The sequence below is a fragment of the Tessaracoccus luoxuelianae genome (assembly GCF_054483915.1).
Genome location: NZ_CM137013.1, coordinates 1,399,693 through 1,426,278, shown reverse-complemented (window position 1 = coordinate 1,426,278; position 26,586 = coordinate 1,399,693). Strand labels below are relative to the sequence as shown.

Annotated in this window: 25 protein-coding genes and 2 riboswitches; of the genes, 17 read left to right on the top strand and 8 right to left on the bottom strand. The window is 71.8% G+C overall.

The window, feature by feature from the left end:
* Nucleotides 1–26 precede the first annotated feature (26 nt).
* Both ACX1D1_RS06250 and ACX1D1_RS06245 read left to right on the top strand, forming a co-directional pair.
* Nucleotides 27–722: a demethylmenaquinone methyltransferase gene (locus ACX1D1_RS06250; protein WP_459056334.1), complete on the top strand. Its 696-nt coding sequence runs from the start codon at nucleotides 27–29 to the stop codon at nucleotides 720–722.
* A 1-nt stretch (nucleotide 723) separates the two neighbouring features.
* Nucleotides 724–2,451, top strand: coding sequence for a TM0106 family RecB-like putative nuclease (locus tag ACX1D1_RS06245; protein WP_459056333.1), 1,728 nt, complete (start codon nucleotides 724–726; stop codon nucleotides 2,449–2,451).
* Here the strand turns inward: ACX1D1_RS06245 and menD are convergent.
* Genes menD through ACX1D1_RS06225 form a run of 4 tightly spaced genes read right to left on the bottom strand, consistent with a single transcriptional unit; the run spans nucleotide 2,437 to nucleotide 6,792 of the window.
* The gene (gene menD / locus ACX1D1_RS06240; protein ID WP_459056332.1) at nucleotides 2,437–3,969 is read right to left on the bottom strand and encodes a 2-succinyl-5-enolpyruvyl-6-hydroxy-3-cyclohexene-1-carboxylic-acid synthase; all 1,533 of its coding nucleotides are present in this window, start codon (nucleotides 3,967–3,969) and stop codon (nucleotides 2,437–2,439) included. The genes ACX1D1_RS06245 and menD overlap by 15 nt on opposite strands.
* Nucleotides 3,966–4,913, bottom strand: a complete 948-nt coding sequence (locus ACX1D1_RS06235; RefSeq protein ID WP_459056331.1) for an o-succinylbenzoate synthase — start codon at nucleotides 4,911–4,913, stop codon at nucleotides 3,966–3,968. The genes menD and ACX1D1_RS06235 overlap by 4 nt, the downstream gene beginning before the upstream one ends.
* Nucleotides 4,910–5,788, bottom strand: coding sequence for a 1,4-dihydroxy-2-naphthoate polyprenyltransferase (locus ACX1D1_RS06230; protein WP_182800164.1), 879 nt, complete (start codon nucleotides 5,786–5,788; stop codon nucleotides 4,910–4,912). Before ACX1D1_RS06230 ends, ACX1D1_RS06235 begins: the two co-directional genes overlap by 4 nt.
* Entirely contained in the window at nucleotides 5,785–6,792 is a 1,008-nt protein-coding gene (locus ACX1D1_RS06225) for an AMP-binding protein (RefSeq protein ID WP_459056330.1), read from the bottom strand. Before ACX1D1_RS06225 ends, ACX1D1_RS06230 begins: the two co-directional genes overlap by 4 nt.
* A 43-nt stretch (nucleotides 6,793–6,835) precedes the next feature.
* Between ACX1D1_RS06225 and ACX1D1_RS06220 the strand changes: the two genes are divergently transcribed.
* The 4 genes from ACX1D1_RS06220 (at nucleotide 6,836) to ACX1D1_RS06205 (ending at nucleotide 9,302) form a co-directional block, all read left to right on the top strand.
* Entirely contained in the window at nucleotides 6,836–7,087 is a 252-nt protein-coding gene (locus ACX1D1_RS06220) for a PLDc N-terminal domain-containing protein (protein WP_182782307.1), read from the top strand.
* A gap of 68 nt (nucleotides 7,088–7,155) precedes the next feature.
* Nucleotides 7,156–7,776 carry a dihydroxyacetone kinase subunit DhaL gene (gene dhaL / locus ACX1D1_RS06215; protein WP_182782306.1) on the top strand — a complete coding sequence of 207 codons (621 nt, stop codon included), beginning with the start codon at nucleotides 7,156–7,158 and terminating at the stop codon, nucleotides 7,774–7,776.
* Nucleotides 7,777–7,806: 30 nt separating this feature from the next.
* Nucleotides 7,807–8,577, top strand: coding sequence for an alpha/beta fold hydrolase (locus ACX1D1_RS06210; RefSeq protein WP_459056329.1), 771 nt, complete (start codon nucleotides 7,807–7,809; stop codon nucleotides 8,575–8,577).
* Nucleotides 8,574–9,302 carry an esterase/lipase family protein gene (locus ACX1D1_RS06205; protein WP_459056328.1) on the top strand — a complete coding sequence of 243 codons (729 nt, stop codon included), beginning with the start codon at nucleotides 8,574–8,576 and terminating at the stop codon, nucleotides 9,300–9,302. The genes ACX1D1_RS06210 and ACX1D1_RS06205 overlap by 4 nt, the downstream gene beginning before the upstream one ends.
* An 18-nt stretch (nucleotides 9,303–9,320) precedes the next feature.
* On the opposite strand, the gene ACX1D1_RS06200 is transcribed toward ACX1D1_RS06205, so the two are convergent.
* Both ACX1D1_RS06200 and ACX1D1_RS06195 read right to left on the bottom strand, forming a co-directional pair.
* Nucleotides 9,321–10,223 (bottom strand): cation diffusion facilitator family transporter, encoded by a 903-nt coding sequence (locus ACX1D1_RS06200; protein WP_459056327.1) that lies wholly within the window; start codon nucleotides 10,221–10,223, stop codon nucleotides 9,321–9,323.
* Nucleotides 10,224–10,282: 59 nt separating this feature from the next.
* Nucleotides 10,283–11,227, bottom strand: a complete 945-nt coding sequence (locus tag ACX1D1_RS06195) for an NAD(P)-dependent oxidoreductase (protein ID WP_459056326.1) — start codon at nucleotides 11,225–11,227, stop codon at nucleotides 10,283–10,285.
* Between the two features lie 91 nt (nucleotides 11,228–11,318).
* On the opposite strand from ACX1D1_RS06195, the gene ACX1D1_RS06190 reads away from it, so the two are divergent.
* The 5 genes from ACX1D1_RS06190 to ACX1D1_RS06170 all read left to right on the top strand — a co-directional run bounded on the left by ACX1D1_RS06190 (nucleotide 11,319) and on the right by ACX1D1_RS06170 (nucleotide 16,683).
* Nucleotides 11,319–14,369: a glycine--tRNA ligase gene (locus ACX1D1_RS06190; RefSeq protein WP_459056548.1), complete on the top strand. Its 3,051-nt coding sequence runs from the start codon at nucleotides 11,319–11,321 to the stop codon at nucleotides 14,367–14,369.
* A 253-nt stretch (nucleotides 14,370–14,622) separates the two neighbouring features.
* Nucleotides 14,623–14,901 (top strand): type I restriction-modification system subunit M N-terminal domain-containing protein, encoded by a 279-nt coding sequence (locus ACX1D1_RS06185; RefSeq protein WP_459056325.1) that lies wholly within the window; start codon nucleotides 14,623–14,625, stop codon nucleotides 14,899–14,901.
* 96 nt (nucleotides 14,902–14,997) lie between these two features.
* A complete protein-coding gene (locus ACX1D1_RS06180; protein WP_459056324.1) occupies nucleotides 14,998–15,120 on the top strand; it encodes a hypothetical protein in 123 nt (40 codons plus the stop codon).
* Nucleotides 15,121–15,184: 64 nt separating this feature from the next.
* Nucleotides 15,185–15,775 carry a type IV toxin-antitoxin system AbiEi family antitoxin domain-containing protein gene (locus tag ACX1D1_RS06175; protein ID WP_459056323.1) on the top strand — a complete coding sequence of 197 codons (591 nt, stop codon included), beginning with the start codon at nucleotides 15,185–15,187 and terminating at the stop codon, nucleotides 15,773–15,775.
* A complete protein-coding gene (locus tag ACX1D1_RS06170) occupies nucleotides 15,772–16,683 on the top strand; it encodes a nucleotidyl transferase AbiEii/AbiGii toxin family protein (protein WP_459056322.1) in 912 nt (303 codons plus the stop codon). Before ACX1D1_RS06175 ends, ACX1D1_RS06170 begins: the two co-directional genes overlap by 4 nt.
* A gap of 120 nt (nucleotides 16,684–16,803) precedes the next feature.
* Here the strand turns inward: ACX1D1_RS06170 and ACX1D1_RS06165 are convergent, their stop codons facing one another.
* Nucleotides 16,804–18,213 (bottom strand): hypothetical protein, encoded by a 1,410-nt coding sequence (locus tag ACX1D1_RS06165; protein WP_459056321.1) that lies wholly within the window; start codon nucleotides 18,211–18,213, stop codon nucleotides 16,804–16,806.
* Between the two features lie 224 nt (nucleotides 18,214–18,437).
* A riboswitch (cobalamin riboswitch) is annotated at nucleotides 18,438–18,630 on the top strand.
* 57 nt (nucleotides 18,631–18,687) lie between these two features.
* Here ACX1D1_RS06165 and ACX1D1_RS06160 point away from each other — a divergent pair.
* The 4 genes from ACX1D1_RS06160 to ACX1D1_RS06145 are packed head-to-tail and all read left to right on the top strand — an operon-like array spanning nucleotide 18,688 to nucleotide 22,470.
* Nucleotides 18,688–19,536: a ferredoxin-like domain-containing protein gene (locus ACX1D1_RS06160; protein ID WP_459056320.1), complete on the top strand. Its 849-nt coding sequence runs from the start codon at nucleotides 18,688–18,690 to the stop codon at nucleotides 19,534–19,536.
* Nucleotides 19,533–20,198, top strand: coding sequence for a precorrin-8X methylmutase (locus ACX1D1_RS06155; protein WP_459056319.1), 666 nt, complete (start codon nucleotides 19,533–19,535; stop codon nucleotides 20,196–20,198). The genes ACX1D1_RS06160 and ACX1D1_RS06155 overlap by 4 nt, the downstream gene beginning before the upstream one ends.
* Nucleotides 20,195–21,712 carry a precorrin-2 C(20)-methyltransferase gene (locus ACX1D1_RS06150; protein WP_459056318.1) on the top strand — a complete coding sequence of 506 codons (1,518 nt, stop codon included), beginning with the start codon at nucleotides 20,195–20,197 and terminating at the stop codon, nucleotides 21,710–21,712. The genes ACX1D1_RS06155 and ACX1D1_RS06150 overlap by 4 nt, the downstream gene beginning before the upstream one ends.
* Nucleotides 21,688–22,470 (top strand): cobalt-precorrin-4/precorrin-4 C(11)-methyltransferase, encoded by a 783-nt coding sequence (locus ACX1D1_RS06145; RefSeq protein ID WP_459056317.1) that lies wholly within the window; start codon nucleotides 21,688–21,690, stop codon nucleotides 22,468–22,470. Before ACX1D1_RS06150 ends, ACX1D1_RS06145 begins: the two co-directional genes overlap by 25 nt.
* Here the strand turns inward: ACX1D1_RS06145 and cbiE are convergent.
* Nucleotides 22,463–23,683, bottom strand: coding sequence for a precorrin-6y C5,15-methyltransferase (decarboxylating) subunit CbiE (cbiE, locus tag ACX1D1_RS06140; protein WP_459056316.1), 1,221 nt, complete (start codon nucleotides 23,681–23,683; stop codon nucleotides 22,463–22,465). The two genes, ACX1D1_RS06145 and cbiE, sit on opposite strands and share 8 nt — an antisense overlap.
* 48 nt (nucleotides 23,684–23,731) lie before the next feature.
* Nucleotides 23,732–23,879, top strand: a riboswitch (cobalamin riboswitch).
* Between the two features lie 86 nt (nucleotides 23,880–23,965).
* Here cbiE and ACX1D1_RS06135 point away from each other — a divergent pair.
* Together ACX1D1_RS06135 and cobO are read left to right on the top strand one after the other, a co-directional pair.
* Nucleotides 23,966–25,960 (top strand): VWA domain-containing protein, encoded by a 1,995-nt coding sequence (locus tag ACX1D1_RS06135; RefSeq protein WP_459056547.1) that lies wholly within the window; start codon nucleotides 23,966–23,968, stop codon nucleotides 25,958–25,960.
* Nucleotides 25,960–26,574, top strand: coding sequence for a cob(I)yrinic acid a,c-diamide adenosyltransferase (gene cobO, locus ACX1D1_RS06130; protein WP_459056315.1), 615 nt, complete (start codon nucleotides 25,960–25,962; stop codon nucleotides 26,572–26,574). Before ACX1D1_RS06135 ends, cobO begins: the two co-directional genes overlap by 1 nt.
* Nucleotides 26,575–26,586: the final 12 nt, after the last annotated feature.

Genomic DNA, 26,586 nt, shown 5'->3' with positions numbered 1-26,586 from the left:
GCACGAGGGAGCACTAGGCTGCAGCAATGCAGAATCAGCGGGCGACGATGGAGAAGCGGCGCGGCGAGGTGGCCGCCATGTTCGACGGCGTGGCCAAGCGCTACGACCTGTTCAACTCCGTCCTGAGCCTCGGCCAGGTGCACGCCTGGCGCCGCGCGACGGTCGCGGCCATCGCCCCCCGGCCCGGGCAGCAGATCCTGGACCTGGCCGCCGGCACCGGCACGTCGTCGGCCGTGCTGGCAGAGACCGGGGCCTATGTGGTGGCCTCGGACATCTCGCTGGGGATGCTCACCCAGGGCCGTCTCCAGCAGCCGCACCTGGATTTCGTGGCGGGAGACGCGTTGGCGCTGCCCTTCGCGGACCACACGTTCGACGCCGTGACCATCTCCTACGGACTGCGCAACGTGGAGCGCACGCTCGATGCCCTCGTCGAGATGCGACGGGTGACCAGGCCGGGCGGCCGGGTGGTGATCGCGGAGTTCTCCACGCCCAGGAACCCGGCCTTCCGACACGTCTACACCAACTACCTGGTGGCGGCGCTGCCCACCATCGCCAAGCTGTCGAGCAACCCCGTGGCCTACGGCTACCTGGCCGAATCCATCCTCGCCTGGCCGGACCAGCCGGGGCTCGCCGCCCTGATGTCCGAGGCCGGATGGCAGGACGTCGAGTGGCAGGACCACGCGGGGGGAATCGTCGCGCTGCATCGCGGCTGGAACTCCTGACGTGAGCGGATTCGTCCTCGACGCCTACGCGGCGCGGAGCTGCCCGGTCAAGACCTTCCACACCTTCGATCCCACGGCGAGCCAGCCCGAGAAGCCCAACGACGAGTCGCTGCGCGAGTCCTTCCAGGGCGGCTCGGACTTCCGCGACGAGGTGCTGAACCGCCTCGCCGCGGACAGTGAGGGCGCCGTGGACCTGCGGTCTCTCCACGGGCAGGGCGCCACGTGGACCGAGCGTGAGGCGGCCTGCCTGCACGCCATGGGCGCGGGGGCGCCGGTCATCATCGGGGGCGTGCTGCCGCTGGATCTGGACGGGCACCGCAGCGGCCGCCCGGACGCCCTGATCAGGGGCGCGGACACGGCCTCGGGCGCGCCCGGCTACTGGCCGCTGAAGGTGAAGCCCTACCGGGTCCGCGAGAAGCAGGTTGGCGCCACGGCGCTCCAGTGGTCGCCCCTGGGTGACATCCGCAGCCGCCAGGTGCTGCCGGACCAGCGCTACCGCGTCTACCGGGAGGGCACGCTGCTCGAGCTGGCGCACCACTGGCGGCTCCTCGAATCCTGCGGATTCGCCTCGTCCGAGCCGCTCGCGGCGGTCGTCGGCGATGACAGGGCCACCGGGGCGGAGCCCACCGCCACCTGGGTGGACCTCACGGCCAAGTTCATCCGCACCTACTCCCGCTCGGCCGGGCACAAGTTCCGCTCGGCGCTGGAGCGCTACGACCATGAGCACCAGTTCCGCGTCTACGTGGCGGAGCAGGCCTCCGAGCGCACGGGAGTGGACGACCCGCCGCCGGTGGTGCGGCCCATCCGGGTCAAGGAGTGCGAGTGGTGCTCCTGGTGGTCGGTCTGCCGCACCCGGATCGACGACGACGACCTCTCGCTGCGGATCTCGAAGGCCCCCCTGGACGTCCGCGAGCTGCAGACCCTGATGAGCCTCGGCATCACCACGGTGGCTCAGCTCGCCGAGGCGGACGTCGAGGACCTCCTGCCCCGCTACCTTCCCCTCACCCAGCACCGCGACCGCCCGGAGCAGCGGCTCCGGCAGGCCGCTCGGCGGGCGCGGATGCTGGCCAACGGCGTGGAGCTGGAGCGGGTGAGCGTCGAGCCCATCGGCGTACCCCGGGCCGCCGTCGAGGTGGATCTGGACATCGAGACCGCAGATGACGGCAGCGTCTACCTGTGGGGGGCGCTGCTCACCGGCGTCGACGGCGCGGGCGAGTCGCGCTACGTGCAGTTCAGCCGGTTCGAGGCGATGGCCGGGCGCACGGAGTTCGAGCTCGCCGAGGAACTCGCCGAGTGGCTCCTCGCGATGGTGGCCAGGCACCCCCGGCTTCGCGTGTTCCACTACAGCGACTACGAGACCGTTCACCTGCACCGCCTGGCGGAGCGTAGCGGCAGCCCGGCGCTGAAGGAGGCGTGCCGGCTGATCCGCACGCATTTCGTGGACCTGTTCAGCTATGTGCGGGACAACTTCGTCGGCGTGGACGGCCTGGGGCTCAAGGTGGTGGCCACGCGGGGCGCGAAGTTCGCGTGGCGCGACGAGGAGCCGGGCGGCCTGGCCTCACAGAGCTGGTTCCGGGAGGCGGTCAGCGGACCCACCGCCGAGGCGCGGGCCTCCGCCCGCGAGCGGGTGCTGCAGTACAACGAGGACGACGTCCGGGCCACCCTCGCGGTCCGGGAGTGGTTGACGGCGCTCGACGCCGCGCCCGGGGTGGGCTCAGCCCCGGCTTAGCCCGGCCACGATCAGCTCGGCGTCACCGGCGAGCGCCTCGGCGAGCTCCCCCTGGGTCCGCACCATCCGCGAGCGCCAACCCAGCGCGCTGCCCACCGCCGCCAGGTCCACTCCCTGGGGGGTGCCGAAGACCCGCTCGAAGCTGTCCGCGTAGGCCGGCGCGCCCTGCTCGAGCCCGTGGAAGATCGACCCACCGCCGTCGTCGGCCACCACGATCCGCAGCCGCGCAGCTGGCTCCTGGGCGGGGCGGACGAGGGCGCCGAGGTCGTGCTGGAGGGTGAGGTCGCCCAGTAGCACGGTGGTGGGGCGCCGCCCAGCGAGCGCGATGCCCGTGGCGGTGGCCACCGTGCCGTCGATCCCCGCCAGCCCACGGTTGGCGAACACCCGCGGTGGTGCCGGGGAGATCGCGGACAGGTCCGCCGCCCGGATGATCGAGCTGGAGCCGAGGACCAGGTCATCACCGGCGCCCAGCGAGGCCAGCACCGCGTCGGCCACGTGGCGCTGGGTGAGGCCCTCCGGCAGCCCAGGCCCGGCGTCGGCGGCCCGCCAGCGCGCAAGCCAGGCGGGATCCTGATCCCCGAGCAGCACCCGGTCCGCGACGACGTCCGCGCGGTGGCCGGGGTCGATCCAGGAGGCCGCCGAGGCCACCACGACCAGCTCCACGTCCGCCCGCGACAGCAGCGCCGTCACCGGCCGCGACAGCGTGGGATGCCCCACCACGATCACCCGCTCGATGTCCGCCCCGACGCCGGCCAGCAGGTCGCGGTAGCCCGCGATGGCGTTGGGGCCGCTCCGGGCGTTCGACGACGGCTCGGCCAGCAGCGGAGCGCCGGAGACCTCGGCGAGGGCCCGCGCCTCCACCCCGACGGCGGGCGTCGCGTCTCCCACCAGCACCACGGTGCGGCGCCCGTCCAGCTCGACGGCGGTGTGGCCGCCCGACCGCGACACCTCCAGCCCCCGGCTGCTCAGCGGCGGCAACTCCCCGAGCAGCGGGGTCGCGAACTCGACGTTGAGCTGCACCGGACCCGGCTGCCGCGACCGTCGCCCCTCCGCCAGCACGACGGCGCGGTGCACCCCCGCCGCCCACGCGTCGGCGTCGCCGGACTCCGACGACAGCCGCACCACGCCCAGCACGGAGGGCCCGAAGGCGCCCACCTGGTCTGCGGTCTGGTTGGCCCCGGTGCCGACGAGGTGCGCGGGGCGGTCCGCCGTGATCAGCACCACCGGTACGCCTGAGGCGCGGGCCTCCATCGCGGCCGGGGCCAGGTTGGCCACCGCGGTTCCCGACGTGGTGATCACCGCGACAGCCCTGCCGGACTCCTTCGCCAACCCCAGCGCGGTGAAACCGGCCACCCGCTCGTCGACGCGCACGTGCAGCCGCAGCGCCCCGGCCCTGTCCGCCCGGTCGGCCGCCAGGGCGAGGGCGGCGCTGCGGGACCCGGGGGCGAGCACCACGTCCGTGACGCCCATGCCGAGGAGCGCGTCGATGACCACCGCGCCGAGCTCGATGCTGCTCATCGCCCCTCCTCCACGACGCGGCGGACCCGCTGCCACCGATCCAACCAGACGCGGGTGAGCTCGGGGCCGGCGGCGTGCCGCTCCAGTAGCTCGGGCTCAGGCTCGACGTCGCGCACGCGGATCGTTCCCGCTTTCGGGAGCAGGGGCCTGCCCGCCACGTCGCCGTCGAGCAGCCGACCCGTCTCCAGGCCACAGGCGTAGGGCAGCTCGGGCAGGGCGGCGGCCAACGCCACCCCGGCCCGCAGGCCGACGGAGGTCTCCACCGCGCTGGAGACCACCACCGGGAGCCCGATCTCCTCGGCGAGGCGCAGGCAGGCGCGCACCCCGCCGAGCGGCTGCACCTTGAGCACGGCGATGTCGGCCGCCCCCGCGTCGCGCACCCGCAGCGGGTCCGACGCGCGCCGGATCGACTCGTCTGCGGCGATGGGCACGCCCAGGTCCATGGCGCGCAGCCTGGCCAGCTCCTCGACCGTGGTGCACGGCTGCTCGGCGTATTCGAGGCGGTAGACGGCCAGTTCGCGCAGCGCGTCACGGGCCTGGGCCAGGCTCCAGCCGCCGTTGGCGTCCACCCGGATCCTGGCCTCAGGGAGGGCCGAGCGCACGGCCGCGACCCGCGCCACGTCGTCGTCGAGCCCCTGGCCCCGCTCGGCGACCTTGATCTTGATGCTGCGGCACCCGGAGGCCACCGCGCGGGCCGCTGCTTCCCCCGGGGCCAGGGCGGGCACGATCCCGTTGACCTCGATGCTGTCGCGCACCGCGTCCGGGTGACCGAGCTCGGCCGCCTCCAGCGCCGCCCTCAGCCAGGCGGCGGCCTCCTCATCGCCATACTCGGGGAAGGGACTCCATTCGGCCCACCCGGCCGGGCCCCGGAACAGGATCCCGCTGCGCCGGCTCAACCCGCGGAACGGCACCCGCAGCGCGACGTCGTAGACGTGGAGCCTCATACCAGGGAGGTTCCCACCAGCAGGCCTGCCGCGATGCCGATCTCGGCCATGCCCGTGGAGGCGATGACGGGGATGAGGTCACGCCCGACGGCGCCGCCGAGGACGAGGCGAAGGGGGGCGATGAGGAGCGGGACGCCCATCAACCCGAGGAGGGCCCACCACGTGGTGAGGGCGGCGAACCCGAGTGTCGCGGCCACCGCCACCGCGGCCAGCACCGTGAAGAAGATCCGGCTGCCCCGGTCCCCCAGCCGCACCGGAAGCGTCATCTTGCCTGACAGCGTGTCGGTGGCGATGTCGCGGAGGTTGTTGGCCACCAGGATGGCGCTGGCCAGCGATCCGACGGCGGTGGCCGCCAGCCAGGCGTGCAGCGGTGCGGAGCCACCTATGACGTAGCAGGTGCCGATGGTGGCCACCAGCCCGAAGAACACGAACACCATCACCTCGCCCAGGCCCAGGTAGCCGTAGGGGGTGTCCCCGCCGGTGTAGTACCAGGCGGCCAGGATGGACAGTGCCCCGACGGCCAGCAGCCACCAGTGGCCGGTGAGCGCCACGACGGTGAGGCCGGTGATCCCGGCCACCGCGAAGGCCGCGAACGCGGCCAGCTTCACCGCCCGGGCCGACGCGAGGCCCGAGGCCACCAGCCGTATCGGCCCGACGCGGTCGTCGTCCGTGCCGCGCACCCCGTCGGAGTAGTCGTTGGCGTAGTTGACGCCCACCTGCAGGGCCAGAGCGACCAGGAGGCAGAGGGCGGCGAGGCCCCAGTCCTGGTGGCCGAGCGCCAGCGCGCTGGCGGCCCCGGCGAGGATGGGGGCGAGGGCGGCGGGCAGGGTGCGCGGGCGGGCGCCGGCCACCCAGACGGAGAGAGTCTCGTTCATGACCGGAGCAACTCTAGGAGCTTTTCGCGGTCCGGCTTGCCACCGGCGGTCCGCGGCAGTGCGTCGACGAGCACGAGCTGCCGCGGGAGGGCGGCGGCCGGGAGCGCAGGGCGGAGCCGTTCGCGCCACTGGTCCAGGCCTCCGTGACGGGCGAAGAGCACCAGCCGCACCCCCCATTCGTGGTCGGGGACGGCCAGCACCTCGGTGTCCGCGTCTAGGCCGCGGGCCGCGGCACGGACCTGGGCGAGGTCCACGTTGACGCCGCCGCTGATGACCACGTCGTCGATCCTGCCGTCGATGTGGAGGCGACCGTCCACCCAGCGGCCACGGTCGCGGGTGAGGACCGCGCCGTCGCGCAACGTCTCTGAGGTGAGCCCGGGTTCGCCGAGGTAGCCGCTGAACAGGGTTGGCCCCGCCACCGACACGCGGCCCTCGGGTCCGAGCCGCACGCCGACGCCGGGCAGCGGCACCCCGTCCCACACCACGCCTCCGCAGGTCTCGCTCATTCCGTAGGTCTCGATCACCCGGATCCCCACCGCCTCGGCCCGGGCGCGCAGCTGGGTGCTCAGCGCGGAGCCTCCCACCAGCACGGCGTCGAACCGCGCCAGCGTCGCCGCGAGGGCGGGCGCCTCCAGTGCGCGGTAGAGCTGCGTGGCCACGATCGACACCGCGTTGCGGCCCGCCACGGGCGCCAGGCCCGCGAGTGTCGGGTCCCCGACCCGGACCCCGTCTCCCCTCAGCCCGCGCACCAGGACCATGAGGCCCGCCACGTATCGGGGCGACAGCGTGAGGTGCCAGGTGGCGCGGAATCCCAGCCGCCCGTGGGCCGCATCCGCCGCCGCCGCGAGCGCCTCGCGGGACAGCAGCACGTGCTTGGCCTGCCCGGTGGAGCCGGAGGTGCCGACCACCGCGTGACCGGCCGGCGCCGTGCCTGCCCCGTCCGCGAGCCACAGGCCCTCGCCGTCGTCGAGGAGGTGTCGCACGGCGTCGATCCACTGCTCCATTGCGCCACCCTAGCCACCCCGCGACGCCAGGTAGGATGGCGTGGTGACCCGGGTCCTCTTGATCATTGCGATCGTGATGCTGACCGTGTACTGCGTCGTCGAAGTGGCGCAGGCGCGGGGCTATCGCGTGCGCGCCATGCCGCGCTGGCTGTGGGCGTTCGCCGTCGTCGGGCTCCCTGTCGTCGGCCCCGTGGCCTGGCTGCTGCTCGGACGTCCCGTCACGAAGAAGCGGCCCCTGGACCGCGGCCCCAGCGCCCCGGATGACGACGAGGACTTCCTCCGCGGCCTCCGTTGAGCCTGCCGCCGGCCCCGGCGTATTAGCCTTGAGAGTGACCCGGCGATTGTCGGATGAAGGAGTGAGTCATGCCTGGAGCGGTGGGCGCGGTGTCCGAGTGGCTCCGCGATTGCGCCCGCGAGTTCGTGGCGCGCAGCGACGAGCTCGATGAGCTGGACCGGATCCTCGGGGACGGGGACCACGGAACGAACATGAGGCGCGGCACCGAGTCCGCGCTGACGATCAACTTCGACGAGGCGCCCACCGCTGCGGAGGCGCTCCGGCTGGTGGGCATGACCCTGGTCAGCACCGTCGGCGGCGCCTCGGGGCCCCTGTTCGGCACGTTCTTCCTCCGGGCGGGCGCCGCGTGGCCGCAGCAGGTCACCACCGTGGGCGTTGCCCGCGCGATGCGCGCCGGCCTCGACGGGGTCGTGGTGCGTGGCCGCGCCAAGGTGGGCGACAAGACGATGGTGGACGCGCTGGCCCCCGCCGCGGATGCGTTCGATGACGTGGCCGCCCTGGGTGGAGACCTGCGCGAGGCCCTGACCCTGGCCGCGAGGGCCGCCGAGGCAGGCCGGGACGCCACGAAGGAGATGGTGGCGAAGAAGGGCCGTGCGGCCCTGGTTGCCGAGCGCTCCGTCGGCGTCATCGACCCCGGCGCGGTCTCCATGGCCCTGATTCTCACCACGGCGGCCAAGCACGTCCGCTGACCGGTACGGCACTGTGGCACGATCGCTGATGTGACCGACGACGAGGGCTTCACCCCGAGCACCCTCCAGATCCGCGACCTCACCGTCGTGGTCCTGGACTCCCGTCCGGACGCGCAGCCGCTTGAGAAGGCGTTCGTGCTGGTGCACGGGCTGGGGGTGTCGTCGCTGTACTTCCGCGAGCTGGCCCGCCACCTTCGGCCGCATGCCCGCGTCGTCACGGTGGATCTGCCGGGCTTCGGGCGCGCCGCGACCCCGGAGCGAACCCTTCGAATCGCCAGCTTCGCGCTGGTGCTGAACGAGACCATCGAGCGCCTGGGCCTGGCGGACGCCGTCCTGGTGGGGCACTCGATGGGGGTGCAGGTGGTGGTGGAGGCGCTGCGCCGCAGACCCTCGATCGCCACGGCCGCGGTCCTGATCGGCCCGGTGGTCAACGGCGCCGAGCGCCGGGCCCCGACTGTGGTGCGGCGGTTCCTGCAGGCCGCGGCCAAGGAGACCCCTGCGTCGGCCTGGCCCTCCGTGCGGGCCTGGCTCAGCTGCGGCCCGCGCTGGTTCATCGACACCTTTCCCGCGATGCTGGCCTACCCGTTGGAGGAGCGGATCGCCGAGGTCCGCAACGACCTGGCGATCATCGCGGGCGAGCATGACCGGCTGGCGCCGGGGCCCTGGTTGGGGATCCTCCGCGACCTCGCGGGCGGGGTGCGCGTCACCGTCGACATCGTGCCTGGCGCCTCCCACCAGGTGATGGTGACGCATCCGCAGCGGGTGGTGTCGGCCTGCCTCGACATCGCAGGGCTGACGTGATCCGGGTCCGGGCGGCCGCACGTCGGGCACGGGGGGCCGCCATCGACTGGGGCATCGCCGGCGGGGACATGGCCGCCGCGCTGTGGCGACGCGTCAGCCGCTGGAGCCACCAGTCCGGCGGCGCGCCCCACTCCCCCTGCCGCGACATTCCTGTCGTGCTGCTGCCCGGCATCCTGGAGCCGTGGAGCTACCTGGCGCCCCTGGCCCGGTGGCTCGGCCGGCACGGCCACCCCGTCGAGTTCGTGGAGACCCTCGGCTGGAACCTGCACAACCTCGACGCCTCGGCCGAGCGGTGCCTGGCGGTGCTGCGCCAGCGGGGGATCCGCCGCTGCGTGCTGGTTGCCCATTCGAAGGGCGGCCTCATCGGGAAGGCGGTCCTGCTGCGTCAGGGCGACGACGGGGTGGCCCTGGGCCTGGTGGCCGTCGCCACCCCCTTCGGCGGCTCCTCGGTGGGGAGGCGCCTGCACGGGCTGGTGGCGCGCTCGCCACTGGGGCTGTTCTCCCCGGGGAATCCGGTCCTGCGTGGGCTGGCCGGCGAGGCGGCGGTCAACGCGCACATCGTATCCCTGGCGCCCGCCTGGGATCAGGTGATCCCCGAGGGCTCGCACCTCGAGGGCGCCGTCAACATCGACCTCGACGTCCCCGGCCACTTCCGTCCCATGCGCGACGAGTCGGTGTGGCGGATCATCCACGAGCACGTCCACCGCCTCGCCGAGGCGCCCTGACCGCCCCGACGGGGGGCCTCAGTCGATGTGGATGTCCTCGTAGCTGCGCGGATCCTCGATCGGCTCAAGGTGGCCGATCACCCGCAGCTCGGTGAACTCCGCCTGGATCAGGTCCACGAGGTCCTCCATCGCGTCATGGCCCTGCTGCACGGACCACGCACCCGGCACCAGCATGTGGAACTCCATGAACGCCCGCGCCCCTGAGATCCGGGTGCGGAAGGCGTGGAACTTGACCGTCTCCTCCTCGTGCGCGGCGAGGATCTCCCGGAGGCGGGCGTTGGTCTCCTTCGGAAGGGCCTCGTCCATCAGCCCGGAGGCCGATTCGGACACCAGCCGCCATCCGGTCCACAGGATGTTGACGCCCACCAGGAGCGCGACGAGCGGGTCCAACCAGTTCCAGCCTGTGAGCCACACGAGGCCGATGCCGACGACGACGCCGGCGGAGGTGATCACATCGGTCATGAGGTGGTGACCGTCGGCGCGCAGCGTGATCGAGTTGTGCCGGGCGCCCGCGCTGAGCAGGACGACGGCGACGGCGCCGTTGATCAGTGAGGCGCCCACGGTGATGATCAGGCCCTGCCCGATCTCCTCCAGCGGTCGCGGGACGATCAGGCGTTCGATGGCGAACCCGACGATGACCACCGCCGCCACGAAGATCATCACGCCCTCGATGGCCGAGGAGAAGTACTCGGCCTTGGAGTGCCCGAAGTGGTGGTTCTTGTCCGCGGGCCTCGCCGCGACCCTCAACGCGAACAGCGCGACCACCGCCGCCACGAGGTTGACGACGGACTCCGCGGCGTCGGAGAGCAGGCCCACCGATCCGGTGATCAGCCACGCGGCGGTCTTGAGCGCGATGGTGACGAGCGCCGCGGCGATCGACAACCAGGCGAACTTCGTGAGATCGACGCGGGCTTCAGGCATGGGCCAATCCTGACGCCTTCAGGGGCGCTGGATCAAAGCGGACCAGCGGGTCATGGGTCTCATCGGTTCAGCACGTTGCGCAGTTCGCCGTCGCCCCACAGCGCGGCCACGTTGAGTTCGATCAGCCGGTGCGCCTCCTGTGGGCGGCCGCTGGCCACGTGCGGCGTGATGAGCACGTCTGCTTCGTCCCACAGCGGCGACTCGGCGGGCAGCGGCTCGATCGCTGTCACGTCCAGCGCGGCCGCGGCCACCTTCCCGGACCGGACCGCGTCGAGCAGAGCAGCCTCGTCGACGGTGGCCCCGCGGCCTACGTTGACCACCAGCGCCGAGGGCTTCAACTGGGCCAGGCGCCGGGCGTTGAGTGCCGCGTGGGTGGTCTCATGCCGGGGCAGGATCATGATGAGGACGTCGGTGTCGGCCAGCACCTCTGGGAGCGCGTCCTCGTCGAACACGTCGAATCCGTGCCTGGGTCCGGTCGAGCGCGCGATTCCCGTCACCCACGCGCCGAGCGCCCGCAGCAGCGGCGCGAGCCTGGCGGCGATGGACCCGAAGCCCCAGATGGTCACCTTGGCGCCGTCGAGGGAGATGATCCGCCCGTCGTGCGCCTGCTCGAGCATGGCACCGCCCAACTCGCCGTCCCACAGGTGGTCGTGCTGGTTGCGCATCGCCATCGGCAGCATCCGCACCAGCGCCAGGGTCAGTGCCAGCGCATGCTCGGCGACGGGGCCGTCGTGCAGCCCCACCCCGCTGGACAGGATCACCCCGGGCGGGAAGCCCGCCGCCCGCACGTTGTCGGGCCCCGCGGCGAGCCCCTGCACCAGCAGGAGGGAGGTCATCCGCCGCGCGGCGTCGGGCAGGACGTCGTCGCTCTGACCCCACACCACAAGGACCTCGGCGTCGACATGCTCCTCAGGGACCGGCCGGTCCCCCGCGACGACGACCACCTCGGCGCCGTCGATGCGCGGGAGGGGACCGGTGTAGGTATCTGGGATCAGGATCTTCATGTGACGTGCACCTCCGTGGGACCGGCCCCAGCATCCCATAGTCGGGTGGGCGGTCAGCCGAAGAACTCGGTAACCTGCAGGGGTGCTGACCATGCAAGACGCCCTGCGCCGCCTGTCCGACTACTGGACCTCGAAGGGCTGCCTCACGTGGCAGCCGTTCAACTCCGAGGTGGGGGCGGGGACGATGAACCCGGCCACCGTGCTGCGTGTCCTCGGCCCCGAGCCGTGGGATGTGGCCTACGTGGAGCCGTCGGTGCGCCCGGACGACTCCCGCTACGGGCAGAACCCCAACCGGCTGCAGATGCACACCCAGTTCCAGGTGATCCTCAAGCCCGAGCCCGGCAATCCCCAGGAGCTGTACCTGGGCTCGCTGGAGGCGCTCGGTATCGACCTGTCCAAGCACGACGTGCGCTTCGTCGAGGACAACTGGCAGCAGCCGGCCATCGGCGCCTGGGGCCTCGGCTGGGAGGTGTGGCTGGACGGCATGGAGATCACTCAGTTCACCTACTTCCAGCAGGTGGGCGGGCAGAACCTGGACCCGATCCCCGTGGAGCTCACCTACGGCGTGGAGCGGATCCTGATGGCGCAGCAGGGGGTCACGCACTTCAAGGACATCGTCTACTCCATCGCCTCCGACGGCCGCCCCGTCACCTACGGCGAGGCCTTCGGCCAGCAGGAATACGAGATGAGCCGCTACTACCTCGACGACGCGGACGTCGAGGCCAACCGTCGCCTGTACGAGACCTACGTGGGCGAGGCCACCCGGATGGTCGAGGCCCGGCTCCCGGTGCCCGCCCACGGCTACATCCTCAAGTCCAGCCACGCCTTCAACGTGCTGGACGCGCGCGGCGCCATCTCCACGACCGAGCGCGCCAAGGCCTTCGCGACGATGCGCCGCCTCATGCGCGACACCGCGGCCCTGTGGATCGAGCGCCGCGAGGAGCTGGGCTTCCCGCTGATGCGCGAGGCCGCTGTCGACGAGTCGGCGCCGGCGCCCGAGGTGGACCGTGCGGCACTCGGCACGGAGCCTCAGACGTTGGCGTTCGAGATCGGCGTGGAGGAGCTGCCCCCGCACGTCGTCCCGCAGACCGTGGACGCGGTGCGTGAGGCGCTCACCGCGAAGCTGGCGGCCACCCGGCTCGCGCACGGCGCGATCACCGTCGAGGGCACGCCGCGCCGGATCGTCGCGGTGGTGGAGGCCGTGGGGGCGCAGGAGCCGGACGCCGAGCAGCTGCGCAAGGGGCCGAAATGGGCCGCTGCGTTCGACGCCGACGGGAACCCGACCAAGGCGCTGCAGGGTTTCATGCGGGGCCAGGGCGTCGAGGCTTCGCAGGTGGTGCGCGCCGAGATCGGCGGCCAGGAACACGCCGCGGTGTCTGTGACTGTCGCGGGGAGGCACGTGCTGGATGTCGCGGGCGAGGCGCTGACAGACATCGTCTCCGGCCTGCGCGCCGAGAAGAACATGCGCTGGAGCGATGCCTCGCTGTCGTTCTCCCGGGCCATCCGCTGGATGGTGGCGCTGTGGGGCGATGCGGTCGTGCCCGCCACGGTCTCCGGGCTGACCGCCGGGCGGACCACCTACCTGCAGCGCGCTGTCTCCGGCGAGGAGACAGGCACCCGCTCTGACGGCGCACGCGTCGGCTGGGTGGAGGTGGCCTCCGCCTCCGAGCTGCTGCCGACCATAGCCTCGGGCGCGATCACGCTGTCCACCGCCGAGAGGCGGGCCTCCGTCGTTGAGCAGGCCGTCGCCCTGGCGGCCGGTGTCGGCGGCACCGTGGACGTGGAGGCCGAGGCTTCTGTGATCGACGAGATCACCAACCTGGTCGAGGACCCCCGCGGCGTGCTGGGCCACTTCGACGAGCGCTACCTGGAGCTGCCGGAGCGGATCCTCACCGCCGTGATGCGCAAGCACCAGCGCTACCTGCCGGTCTTCCGCGACGGCGCGCTCGCCCCTCACTTCGTCACCATGGCCAATGGGCTGTGCGACGACGACACCGTCCGGGCGGGCAACGAGTCGGTCATCCGGGCGCGCTACGAGGACGCGCTGTTCTTCTGGAACGCGGACCTGGAGGCGGCCGACGTCGACGGCTTCGTGCCCGGACTGGACAAGTTGACGTTCGAGGAGCGGCTCGGCTCGGTCGGTACCCGTGCGCGTCGGATCGCGGACGTGGCCGAGAACCTCGCGGACCGCGTCGGCCTGGCCGGCGACGACCGAGCCACACTGACCCGCGCCGGGAAGCTGGCCAAGTTCGACCTGGCCACCCAGATGGTGGTGGAGATGAGCTCGCTGGCAGGCTTCATCGCCCGCGAGTACGCCGTCCGCAAGGGCGAGACCCAGGCCGTGGCGGATGCGCTGTACGAGATGGAGCAGCCGCACACCTCCGCGGACCCGGTGCCGGCGTCGATCCCCGGGGCGCTGCTGGCGCTGGCGGACCGCTTCGACCTGCTGGCCGCGATGTTCGCGCTCGGCGCCAAGCCGACGGGGTCCTCGGACCCGTTCGGGCTTCGGCGTGCGGCGCTGGGCGTGGTGCGGATCCTGCGCGAGTCGGTTGGCACGCCACTCGAGACGCTGACCGTGCGGGCCGGACTGGAGGCCGCCGTCGGGCGGCTGGCCGAGCAGGGCATCGAGGTGGCCGCAGATGCCGTCGACGGGGCACTGGAGTTCACCGTCGGCCGTTTCGCGCAGCTGCTGCGCGACGAGGGCACCTCGGCTGATCTGGTCGCGGCCATCCTGCCCGCGGCCGACGCGCCCGGGCGTGCCGCACGGCTCCTCCGCGAGCTGGACGCCGCCCAGGCGGACCCCCGCCTCCGGGCCCTGGTGGCCACGCTGGTGCGGGTGTCGCGGATCCTGCCTGCGGAGACAGCCGCGTCCTACGACGCGGCACTGCTGACCGAACCGGCCGAGCTAGAGCTGCGGACGGCGGTGGAAGCGGTCGCGGCCGGCACGGCGGACGCGTCAATCCCCGCGCTGCTGGATCGCATGGGCGACGTAGTGACCGCGGCTGACCGGTTCTTCACCGACATCCTGGTCAACGCGGAGGACCAGGCCGTGCGAGTGTCGCGGCAGGGGCTGCTTGCCTCCATTCTGGCGCTCGCACCGGCTGGGATCGACTGGAAAGCTTTGGACATCGCACTCGGGTGAGATTGCCCGAAGCCCTGGGTGGTTTCGACGCGGGCGCGCGTCGCTCGCGTTCCTTGCGGCCCGGCTCAACCTGCGGGGGTTCCGCTGAGTGAGCCACGCCAAGCCGCGAAGCGGCGCAGCGTGCGTCGAAGCCTCCGGCGCCCGGTGCTGGGACTACCCGGTGGGTCCCAGATGCGTTGGACGCCACGTACCACAAGATGGGGATTCGCGCCCGAGCGCGATCTGAAGCCGCAACGCCGTAGGAGTATCCCTCGTGGTGAATCACGTCTCGTTCATCTGGAACATCGCCGAGTCACTGCGAGGTCCGTTCAAGCCATCCGAGTACGGCTCGGTGGTCCTCCCGTTCACGGTGCTCCGCCGCCTCGACGCCGTCTTGGCTGAGACCAAGCCCGCCGTCCTCGCCGCCGCTCCCGACGCGGAAGGGCTCCCGGACATGCTCCGCAACGTGAAGCTCACCAACGCCTCAGGCCACCAGTTCTACAACACCAGCCCGTTCGACTTCGCCAAGCTGGTTGCCGACCCCCAGGCCTGAGCCCGATCGCCGCGATCGGATCCGGCGCCATCCACGAGAACCGCGCAGCAGTTCAGCGAGTCGCCGGCGCTGCCCAAGGCATTCATCGACGCGGTGATGGGCGTCCGCGACCGCACCCCGCTGCTCGTCTACGACATCTTCAGCGACAGCCACCTGTACGAGGAACCGTCGAAGGCGCTCCCGGCGATGCTCTACGAGCATCTGCACGCCGGGCGTTAGCTAGCTAGGCCCCCACCGGATCGAACCCATGCACCTTGAGCCTCTATGTGCAAGACTTCTATCCATGAAGGGACTCGCCGGGGACCTACCCGAGACGTTCACGACTGAGACCGCCAGGCTCGCCGGAGTCCACCCGCGCGACCTCTACGCCTGGCGGGACGCTGACGAGATCATCGAACTCTCCAGAGGCGTCTTCCGCCGGGCCGACGCACCACCCGCTTCATACCCCGACGCCCTCGCAGTGGCCTACCGCACACCCAGAGCGATCGTGTGTTGCGTGTCAGCCGCAGCGATCCACGACCTCACCGACGAGATGCCCCCAGCCGTGCAGATAGCAGTCCAAACCGGAACCCACACCCCGGTCATCCACTACCCGCCGGTGACCGTGTTCCGCTTCGCCCAGTCGACGTTCGACCTCGGTCTCGCGTCCTTCGAGGCGGCACCCGGGGAGCCGGTCCGGATTTACGATCCAGTGCGTACGGTGGTCGATCTGATGCGGTTCCGACGACGCCTCGGGGAGCCAATCGCGCACGGCGCCCTGCATCGGTACCTGGCCTCCCCCGGCGCCCGCCCCGCCCTCCTCTTGGACTACGCTGACGCGCTCGGCATCTTCGGCCCGATGCGCTCCGCCCTCGACGTGGCCAGCGCCCGATGAGCAAACCCACCCGCGACAACGCAGCCGGCCGCGCCTATCTTGACCTGCAGAACAGGGCCCGACGCGAAAGGCGCGGCACGCAGGAGATGCTGACCATGTACGTCGTGGAACGCTGGCTGGCACGGATGTCCAGGTCGGTCTTCGCGGACGACTTCGTCCTGAAGGGCGGGATGCTGCTGGCAGCCTTCGGAACCCGTCGCCCCACCGTCGACGCCGACGCGCTGGCCAGGAACATGGCCTCTGACGCCGAGACGGTCGCCGCACGAGTCGCCGAGATCGCCTCACTCCCCGACCCTGATGACGGCGTCGAGTTCCTGACCGGGACCGTCACCACCGCAGCGATCCGTGACGACGCGCTCTACTCAGGCGTCCGCGTCACCATGACCGCGCTTCTTGCGACCGCGCAGATCAAGCTCCGCCTCGACATCAACTTCGGCGACCCCATCACCCCGGCACCGCGCCACGTGGAACTGCCTCCGCTGCGCCCCGGTGCCGACCCGATCCGCCTCCTGGGCTACCCCATCGAGACAGTCCTGGCCGAGAAGCTGGTCACCGCCATCAACCTCGGCCGGGCCAACACCCGGGTGCGCGACTTCGTCGATGTCCACATCCTCACCTCCACGCAAGCCCTTCAATGTGGAGCGCTGCTTGCCGCCGTCGAAGCGACCGCGACCTTCCGCGGCGTCTCCCTGATCCCACTCCTCGAGGCAGCCGCAGGGCTCGCGGTCCTTCGAGCAGAGAGCTACGAGGCGTACCGCAAGGGACTGGGTCCCGCAGGGGCATCACTCCCCGAGCAGTTCGCCGCGACACTCGCGGCCGCAGCCGAGTTCATCGACCCCGTGCTCACAGGCCTGCCAACCGAAGCCACCTGGGACCCAGGAGCCCGGCGATGGGTCTCCCCGACGTGACCTCCCGTTCGCCACACTCTTCGGGACGCGGCTGAGGCAGTCGTCCAAGCGAGCAGGGAAGATCCAAGCTGGACACGGTGCTGTGTTGAGCACTCGTTCGCAGCCGGGCGCGCTGGCTTGCTACGCGAGCATGCGGGTGCCGGTGGGGGTGACTTCGTAGCGGTAGCCCAGTGGGCTGGACCAGTGGAGCTGGCTTGGTCTGGGTTGGTCGGCGCGCCAGGTACGGGCGGTTTTCGCGCGGTGGACCCTGCGGCTGAGTGGGGCAAGGTTCCCGCTCCGGGTCTGCCCGCGGCAGCCGGGCGCGAAGGGGTGGGTGTGGTCCAGGTCCAGGCCGTTGGCTCGCCGTTTGGAGTAGGGGAACATTTCGTGGTCCATGCTCAGCAGCAGGGCCTTCTTCAACCCGGCCGATGGGGCGTAGTGGTCTTCGGCGGGGATCTCGGGCAGGTCGATCACAGGCTGCACCGTGACATCCAACCAGGGGAGGAGTTCGGCGAGGAGGGTGGTGGTGATGTGTCCGGCGCGGTCGATGCGGGCGGTGCCGGTGAGCTGGCCGAGGGCGTCGGTGTGGATGTGGACGGCCAGCTCCAGCTTGGGGCGGAGCTTGGCCAGTGGGGTGGTGATGGTGCCGCACAGCGCGCCGAGGCAGTGCGGATCATGACGCTGCCCACCGTCTACAGGCGCAGGCTCCGCAGGTCCGCCGCCGTAGCCGACTGACCCTGTGTCCGGGGCGTTGGCTGTGGTGGGGGCCGGGGCAGCGTCGAGGGCGGCGGCCAGGCCGTCGAGGAGGGCGGGCTGCGCCGCGTGCTGGAGCAGGGCCAGGGCGTAGGCGGGGTTGGCGAGCACTCCGAGGGCTTTGGCGCGCAGGATCGTCTTCGATGTGTCGGGCTGCTCGACAGCCAACAGGTCGGCGATCCGGTCGACGGCAGCATCCAGGTAGCGGGCGTCGAGCACGTCAAGGCGGCCGGTGAGGTTCATCACCCCGTCGTGCAACCCCCACACGTGCACCCCGCGCGAGGCCCGCTGCCGGCGCTCGCGTTCCGCGGCGCGGGCCTGATCCGCCTCGATGATCATCTTCTTCAACAGCGTGAACGCGGCCGTCCAACCCAACCCGTCCTGCCTACCCAACCAGCGGTCGGTGACGGCATCGGCCCCCTCGACCGGCAGGTCCAGACACATCGACGCCGCCTTGCAGGCCCGCCCCGCCTCGATCCGGCCCTCCTGCACCGCCGCGTAGAGGCAGGGATGGCGGTGCTTCAGGCTCAAAGCATCTGCCAGCTTCGAGGCCGCCACAATGGGTGGGCAGCGCAGCAGGCCGGCCAGTTCGAGGCCGATGAACTCGGAGACGGCCGGGGTGCCGATGCCCCCGACCACGACCCTGCGCTCGGCGAGGACCTCAACGACCTGGTCGTAGTCAACCTCGTAGTGTTCCGCGAGGTCACACAGCAGGGTCAGGGTCTGGGCTTCGGCGAAGCGGCGCAGTTCGTCGGCGGAGCGCAACTGCTCCGCGATCTCACGCGCCTTGTCCTTCATGGGTTCCACGCTATGTCCGACCACTGACATTTTCTGCTCCCAGCAGGGGCGCCCGGCAGAAATTCTTCGAGAAGTTTTTCTGGGGGTTGCGGTGGGGTCGGCGACGGTGTCGAGGCCTCGACGCGTCGGGCGAGTTGGCTTGTCGGCTCGCGTTTTCCTGGCCTTGGACAGCTCAACAACCTCGGCTACCACGTGACCGGCAGGGGTCGTGTCGGCGCAAAGGAGGTAGGGTGACGGCTGCCAGTCGTACTCCGCATCCCGGAGTCAGGGAACCCGGTGCGATTCCGGGACTGACGCGCAGCGGTGAGGGTGACGGTCGGAGCACGCCAGAGATGGCAGCCACTGGGTGATACCCGGGAAGGCGCCCCGATCCGAATGATCCCGAGTCCGAAGACCTGCTGGCCCTTGCGGCGACCGCCGCCAGGTCTCAGAGCGGCCCCGCGCAAGGGCCTCGGACCGAAGGGCCTCCCTGCCATGACACTTCTCCGCGACCGACGAGACCAGTGCCCAGGCGCGCTGCGTCCGTGGCCCGCCGACGACGGCCTCCTGGTGCGCCTGCGCATCATCGGTGGCCGCGTGGCCACCCGGTCCCTGATCGCCCTCGCTGAGGTGGCCGAGCGGTTCGGCGATGGTCGCGTGCGCGTCACCGGGCGCGCCAACCTGCAGGTGCGTGCCTTCCCCGGCACCGACGACTGCCTCGACGCGGAAGCACTGGCCGCCCTCGAGAGCACCGGTCTTCTGCCCAGCCGCTCGCATGAACTCGTCCGCAACGTGATGGTCTCACCGCAGAGCGGACTGGCCGGGGGCCGGGCGGACCTGCGCCCGGTCTCGGCAGCCTTCGACTCCCTGCTGCAGGGCACGCCGCGCCTGGCCGACCTGCCGGGCCGGTTCCTCGTCGTACTCGACGACGGGCGGGGAGACCTCATGGAGCGTCGCTCCGACCTCGCTTTCATCGCGTTGGACGCGGACACGGGGCAACTGCGCGCCGGCGGTGACTGGGGCGAGGTAGTCCCCATTGCCGCGGCGCCGGAGAGCCTCGCGGCCCTGGCCCTACGGTTCCTCGCCACTCGTGGTTCCGGACCCACGGCGCCCTGGCACGTGAGCGAACTGGCCGCCCCCCTCGTCGCCCCGGCCCCGCCGGATCCGCGGCTACCGACCCCGGCTGCGCCGCTCCCCTACGGAGAGGTACCAGGGGGCAGGCACGTTCCCGTGCCGGACAACGGGCTCGACCGCACCGAGATCGCCGCACTGGCCGACGGCGCGCCCGAAGTCATCGTCACACCCTGGCGGGGTGTGCTCGTCCCCCGAGGAGAATCAGCATGACGCACCCGACCCGGCCCACCAGGCACTACGACTACATCGGCGAGGGCCAGGACATCTACGTCAACTCCTTCGCCGCCATCCGCCTCGCGGCCGACCTCGCCTCCGTTCCCCCGGACGCCGAGAAGGTGGCCGTGCGGATGATCCACGGCAGCGGTCAGGTTGACCTCGTGGGCGACCTGGTGATCCATCCGCAGCTCGTCTCGGCCGCCCGAGGGGCCCTCGAGGCGGGGGCGCCCATCCTCTGCGACGCCACCATGGTGGCCACCGGCGTCACCCGCCGTCGGCTACCCCGCGACAACGAGGTGCTGTGCTTCCTCAACGACGGCCGCGTCGCAGATCTCGCCAAGGCCTGGGGAACCACCCGCACCGCGGCGGCGGTCTCGCTGTGGGAGCCGCTGCTCGAGGGCGCCGTCGTCGCGATCGGCAACGCCCCCACCGCGCTGTTCCACCTCCTGGAAATGATCATCGACGGCGCCCCCCGGCCCGCCGCGATCGTCGGCTGCCCCGTGGGTTTCATCGGCGCAGCGGAGTCCAAGCAGGAGTTGATCGATCTTCACGACAGACACGGCATCGACATCCCGTATCTCACGGTCCTGGGCCGACGGGGCGGATCGGCCATGACCTCCTCGGCGCTCAACGCCTTGGCACTGGAGCAGGAATGAGCGGGCGGTTCTACGGTGTCGGAGTCGGCCCCGGCGACCCTGAGCTCATCACACTCAAGGCCGCGCGGCTCATCCAGGGCGCCGACGTGGTGGCCTACCACGCCGCCGCGGGCCGCCAGTCGAACGCCCGCCGCACCGCAGGCGGACTCTTCCGGCCGGGTGTGGTGGAGGAGCAGCTGACCTACCCGCTGACGACAGGGAAGACGGACCACCCCGGCGGTTACGAGGGCGCCATGGCCGCCTTCTACGCGGACTCCGCGGCGCGGATCTCCGGGCATCTCCGGGCAGGGCGCGATGTCGTGCTGCTCGCTGAGGGTGATCCGCTGCTCTACGGGTCCTGCATGTACATGTCTGACCGGCTGGCCGTGGACTTCGACACCGAAATTGTTCCCGGCGTGCCGGCGTTCGCCGCCGCCACCGCCGCGATCCGCAGCCCCCTGGTGCGCCAGACCGACGTGCTGACCGTGCTCCCGGGAACCCTCCCCGAGCAGGAACTCGCCCGGCGCCTCGCCGACACGGACGGAGCGATCATCATGAAGCTGGGTCGCACCTTCCCGGCGGTCCGCCGCGCGCTGGAGGTCTCGGGCCGGCTCAACGACGCCGTCTACGTGGAGCGCGCCTCGCTGAGCCAGGAGCGCTGGATTCCCGTGAGCGCGGTGCAGGCCGACGAGGTGCCCTACTTCTCGCTCATCGTCGTCACCGGCGACTCACTCAACGGCACCCGGTCCCGCGACGGCGAGGGCGAGGGCGTCGAGCCGACGACGCCGGGGCTGAGCACCTCGCAGACCGGTGAGGTCCTCGTCGTCGGGCTCGGACCTGGGCCGGAGGACTGGATGACGGGCGAGGCGGTCACGGCGTTGAGTGACGTGGACCACGTCGTCGGGTACGGACCCTACGTGGACCGGGTCCCGCACCGGGTGGGTCTGACGCGGCATGCGTCGGGCAACACCGTCGAGGTCGAACGGGCCCGGCTCGCCCTCGACCTCGCTCGCGCGGGCGAGCGGGTCGCGGTGGTGTCGGGGGGCGATGCCGGCATCTTCGGCATGGCCGCCGCCGTGTTCGAGGCGGCCGAGGATCCGGTCTACGCCGACGTGCGGATCCGCGTTCTCCCCGGCGTCAGCGCGGTGCAGGCGGTGGCCGCCCGCGCCGGGGCCCCGATCGGCGCCGACTTCGCAGTGGTCAGCCTGTCCGACCGGCTCAAGCCCTGGGCAGTGGTGGAGCGTCGGCTGCGCGCGATCGCTGAAGCCGATCTGGTCCTGGCCATCTACAACCCTGCCTCGCGGACCCGAAGCACCCAGATCGCCGAGGCACGTCGCATACTTCTGGAACACCGGGCCCGTGACACCGTCGTGGTGGTGGGCCGCGACATCGGGCGACGAGAGGAATCCCTCACGGTCACCACGCTCGGCGAGCTGGATCCGGCGTCGATTGACATGAAGTGCCTCCTCATTGTGGGCGCCTCGGCAACCCGCGTAGGGCCCGCCGGCGTATGGACCCCGAGGTTCGTGCGGTGAGCGTCCACTTCGTCGGGGCCGGTCCCGGGGCCGCTGATCTGCTGACCGTACGGGCCACGCGCCTGCTCGCCGGCGCGGATGTCGTGCTCTATCCGGGCACCTATCTGGACCCCGACGTGCTGTCACACGCAGGCCCATCAGCGGATCTCGTGGACACGCAGCACCTCGACCTGGATGAGATCACCGGCCACCTCGTGGCCGCGCACCGCGCAGGCCGGGTCGCGGTCAGGCTCACCTCCGGTGACCCGTCGCTGTATTCCGCGCTCGCGGAGCAGACCCGACGCCTCGACGCGGTCGGGGTCCCGTGGGACGTCACCCCCGGTGTTCCCGCCTACGCTGCCGCGGCCGCCGCGATCGGGCGGGAGCTGACGGTACCGCTGCTGGCGCAGTCTGTGGTCCTCACCCGCACCCAGGCCCGCTCGACGCTGATGCCCGCCACCGAGTCGCTCGCCGCGTTCGCCGCCACCCGCGCCACCCTCGTGCTCCACCTGGCCATGACGACGGTGCGGAGCCTCATGGCGGAGATCGAGCCCGAGTACGGCGCGGGCTGCCCCGCCGTCGTCGTCTACCGGGCCAGCCAGCAGGAGCAGCAGATTCTCACCGCGACGGTCGGGACCATAGCGGACGCCGTCGAGAGCGCGGGGCTCCGGCAGGCGGCGGTGATCCTGGTTGGGCCGGCTCTGGACCCGACCTCGGGCGGCGAGTCCTACCTGTACGACAGGGATCGGGCGCGCCGCAGGCAGCCTGTGGTCAGGTGATCGTCAGCGCCCACCGCGTGACCGCATAGCCGGGCACCCACCCCGAGGGCGTCCGCACCTCACAACCGATCCGGGTGAGCTGTCCCCCGAACCGGTGCTGCAGTTCCAGCAGCCGCGCAGCGTCTCCCTCCCCGACGGCGTGTGCGACGAGCCGTCCGCCGGGCCTAAGCGCGCCAAGACAGACGGCAGCGAGCCGGGCTGCAGCCGCGCCGGGGCCGAGATGCACCGCGTCCGGCCGGGCCAGGCCAGCCAGGACCGACGGCGCCGTCCCGACCGCGACCGGCAGCCGTGGTACGCCGAGCCGGGCGGCGAGGCCGCCGATCGGCCCGGCTGCCGCCACATCGGGCACCACGGCCGTGGCGAGGCAGGTGGGATGGGCGCGGAGCCACTCGACCGCCACGGGACCCGCGCCCCGGCCGATGTCCCACAGCCGTCCGCCGGGGACCGGTCCCAACAGCGCCAGGGCCGCTGCCCGGACGTCGCGCGGGAGGGGGGTCACCACCCCCGTCAACAGGCTGTCGGGCACACCCGCCGTCCACCCGGCGATCAGCTCCCCGACGCACTGGATCGCAACGATGTTGAGCCGCGGGAACTCCGCGACCACGCCCGCGGCCGCGGCGAAGGCGTCCAGGTCGAGCCGGCTCTCGTCGCCGCCGAGATTCCCCAGTACCGTGAGAAGCGACGAGCCGTATCCGGCCTCGACGAGGAGCGCACCGAGGAGCCGCGGCGTGAGCTCGTCCGAGGACAGCACCAGGAGGCGTCGGCCGGGCGCCAGGTCCCGCAGCACGACCGACACGTCACGCCCCACCACGCTGACCAGGCCGTGGGACTCCGCCGGCCAGCGCATCGCCGCCCGGGCCAACGCCACCGATGAGACGGCAGGGCGGATCTCGACGCTGTCGGGGCCGAGGATGTCGATGAGGACGGAGCCGATGCCCGAGACCAACGGGTCGCCGGATGCAAGCACCACCACCGTGGTGTCGCGGTGAGCGGTGACGATCTCAGCCAGCCCGGCCCGCAGCGGAGAGGGTAGGGGGAGCCGCGGCTGCCCGCGGACCGGGGGCAGTAGACCCAGGTGCCGCGCCGCACCGACGACCAGGGTCCCGGATCCGGCGAGTTCCTCGCTGACCGCGTGCACACCGTCGGCCGCAACGCCGACGACGATCACCCGGCCGGTGGTGCGGCCAACCGCCGCGCGGGTTCCGTCGGACACGACAAAGGACGTTATCATGTGGGCATAGGCACGAGGTGCCCCGGAAAGCCGAACCATCGGAGACGGTGGCTTTGGGCGACGGGGAGAATCTGGGAAGTCGGTGAGAGTCCGGCACAGGCCCGCTGCGGTGAACCCGGCCTTCGCGTGAGCGAAGGACCAGGCAAGTCCGAAGACCGGCCTCGCGCCCGATCATGACCATGGCCACACGAGCGGGAGCCTCACATGCCGGTGCACTTTCCTTTCCCTGCCGTTCTCGGCTGCGACACCGACGCGATGGATGACATGGGCCTGGCGCTGGTCCTGGCCACCATCTCCCCCGAAATCGGCGGGGTCCTCATCCGCGGCGAGAAGGGGACCGCCAAATCAACCACGGTGCGTGCGCTGACAGCTGTCCTCCCTCACGTGAGGGTCTACGCCGCGGACCGGTTCTCGGTTGACCCGGCCGACCCGGCATCGACCTCCCCGGACGGTCCCTTCGGGCCCGGGGCGGAGACGGTGGGCCGGCCCGTGCGGCTCGTCGAACTCCCCGTCGGGGCGACTGAGGACCGCGTGCTCGGCTCGCTGCACCTGGAGCGGGCGCTGTCCCACGGGCGCGTCGAATACGAGCCCGGCCTGCTCGCCCGCGCCCACCGGGGCCTGCTGTACGTCGACGAGGTGAACCTCCTGCACGATCACCTTGTCGACCTGCTGCTGGACGCGGCCGCGATGGGGCGGGTGAGCGTGGAGCGTGACAGTGTCTCCGTGGAGCACCTGTCGCGCTTCGTGCTGATCGGGACCATGAACCCCGAGGAGGGCGAGTTGCGCCCGCAACTCCTGGACCGCTTCGGCCTCACCGTGGAGGTCGCGGCCCCCCGGGAACCCGGGTTGCGGGCCGAGGTCGTCCGGCGGCGGATGGCCTTCGACGGGGACCCGGTCAGCTTCGCAGAGAGGTACCGGCCCGCGGAGGAGGCACTCACCCGCCGGATCGAGGCGTCGCGCACCAGGGTCGTTTCGGTTGTGCTGTCCGACGCCGCCCTGCTGAAGATCGCCGAGATCTGCTCGGCGTTCGAGGTCGACGGGTTACGCGCCGACCTCGTCACGGCCCGAACCGCCGTGGCCCATGCCGCCTGGGAGGGGCGCACGGAAGTGACGCGCGCCGATATCCGCCGGGCGGCTCTCCTGGCCCTGCCGCACCGGCGGCGGCGCAACCCGTTTGACGCGCCCGGGCTCGACGAGCAACTCCTCGACGACATTCTCGGGCGCGACTCTCCTCCGCCGGACGACCCGCCCCGCGACGACGACCCGCCCCGCGACGACGACTCCACGCCGTCGGATCCCAGCGACGAGAGCCCTCATCCGCAGGACCCCACCGGCACCGATCCGGCGCCGCAGCCCCCCATGGAGGCCAGCCCGCCGATCGATGGCGAGGGCAAGGACACGGCGGAGGCAGCACCGGCACCGGAAGCATCCCCCGAGAGCCGGGTCTCCAGCGGGGAGCCCTACAGGCCGAAGGCGTTCGTCGTGCAGGGAACTGGCCACGGGGCGCCCGGGCGCCGCAGCCGGGCCATCAGCGAGACCGGCCGTCGGATCGGGGCCAGCCGGGCGGTGGGCGCCGGCGGGGGTCTGCACCTCGTCGAAACCCTGCTGGCCGCCGCCGGGCGCGCTCCGGACCGCGACCCCCAAGGACGGGTCATGCTGCGGCCGGAGGATGCCCGCACTGCGGTGCGGGAGGGCCGCGAAGCCAACCTCATCCTCTTCTGCGTCGACGCCTCGGGGTCCATGGCAGCCCGCAAGCGGATGGGCCAGGTCAAGACGGCGATCCTCTCGCTGTTGCTCGACGCCTACAGGCGGCGGGACAAGGTGGGGCTCATCAGTTTCCGGGGTCGGCGGGCGGATCTGGTCCTGCCGCCGACGCACTCCGTCGACGTGGCGGCGGCCCGCCTCGACGATCTGTCCGCGGGGGGCCGGACGCCGCTGGCGGAGGGGCTCCTTGAGGCGGCAGCCGTACTGACGCGTGAGCGCCGCCGCGACCCACGCCTGCGTCCTCTCCTCATCGTCGTCACCGACGGGCGCGCCACCGGCGGAGCCGACGCGCTGGCCCGCTCCGAGTTGGCAGCCGCGCACCTGGCGGGGCTGGGCGTGATGAGCGTCGTCATCGACGGCGAGAGCGGCCCGCTGCGGCTCGGCCTCGCGGCGCGCCTGGCTGATCGGCTCGGCGCCCGACACGTCCCGGTGGCGGAGGTCACCGCGGACGCCCTCACTTCCACGGTCCACACCCATATGAGAAGAGCCGCCTGATGCCCCAAGGTCAACCGCTGTCCGTCCCCGACGACGGACTCACCACACGCCAGCGACGCACCCAGCCGCTTCTCGTCGTCCACACCGGCGAGGGCAAGGGCAAGTCCACGGCGGCCTTCGGCCTCGCGCTGCGTGGGTGGAACCAGGGCTGGCGCATCGGTGTGTTCCAGTTCGTCAAGTCGGCCAAGTGGCGCATCGGCGAGCAGACCGTCCTGGAACGCCTCGGGCGGCTCCACGACGAGACCGGCGAGGGGGGCCCCGTGGAATGGCACAAGATGGGCGCCGGCTGGTCGTGGACCCGCAAACAGGGTGAGGTGGAGGACCATCGGGCCGCCGCCCGCGAGGGGTGGCTGGAGGTCCAGCGAAGGCTCTCAGACCAGAGGCACGACCTGGTCATCCTCGATGAGTTCACCTACCCCATGACGTGGGGATGGGTCGACGTGGAGGACGTGGTCACCACCCTGGCCAGCCGCCCGGGACGACAGCACGTCATCATCACCGGGCGCGGCGCCGATGCACGTCTGATCGAGATGGCGGACCTGGTCACCGAGATGACCAAGGTGAAACACCCGATGGACGCGGGGCAGAAAGGTCAGCGCGGTATCGAGTGGTGAGGCCGCCGGTTG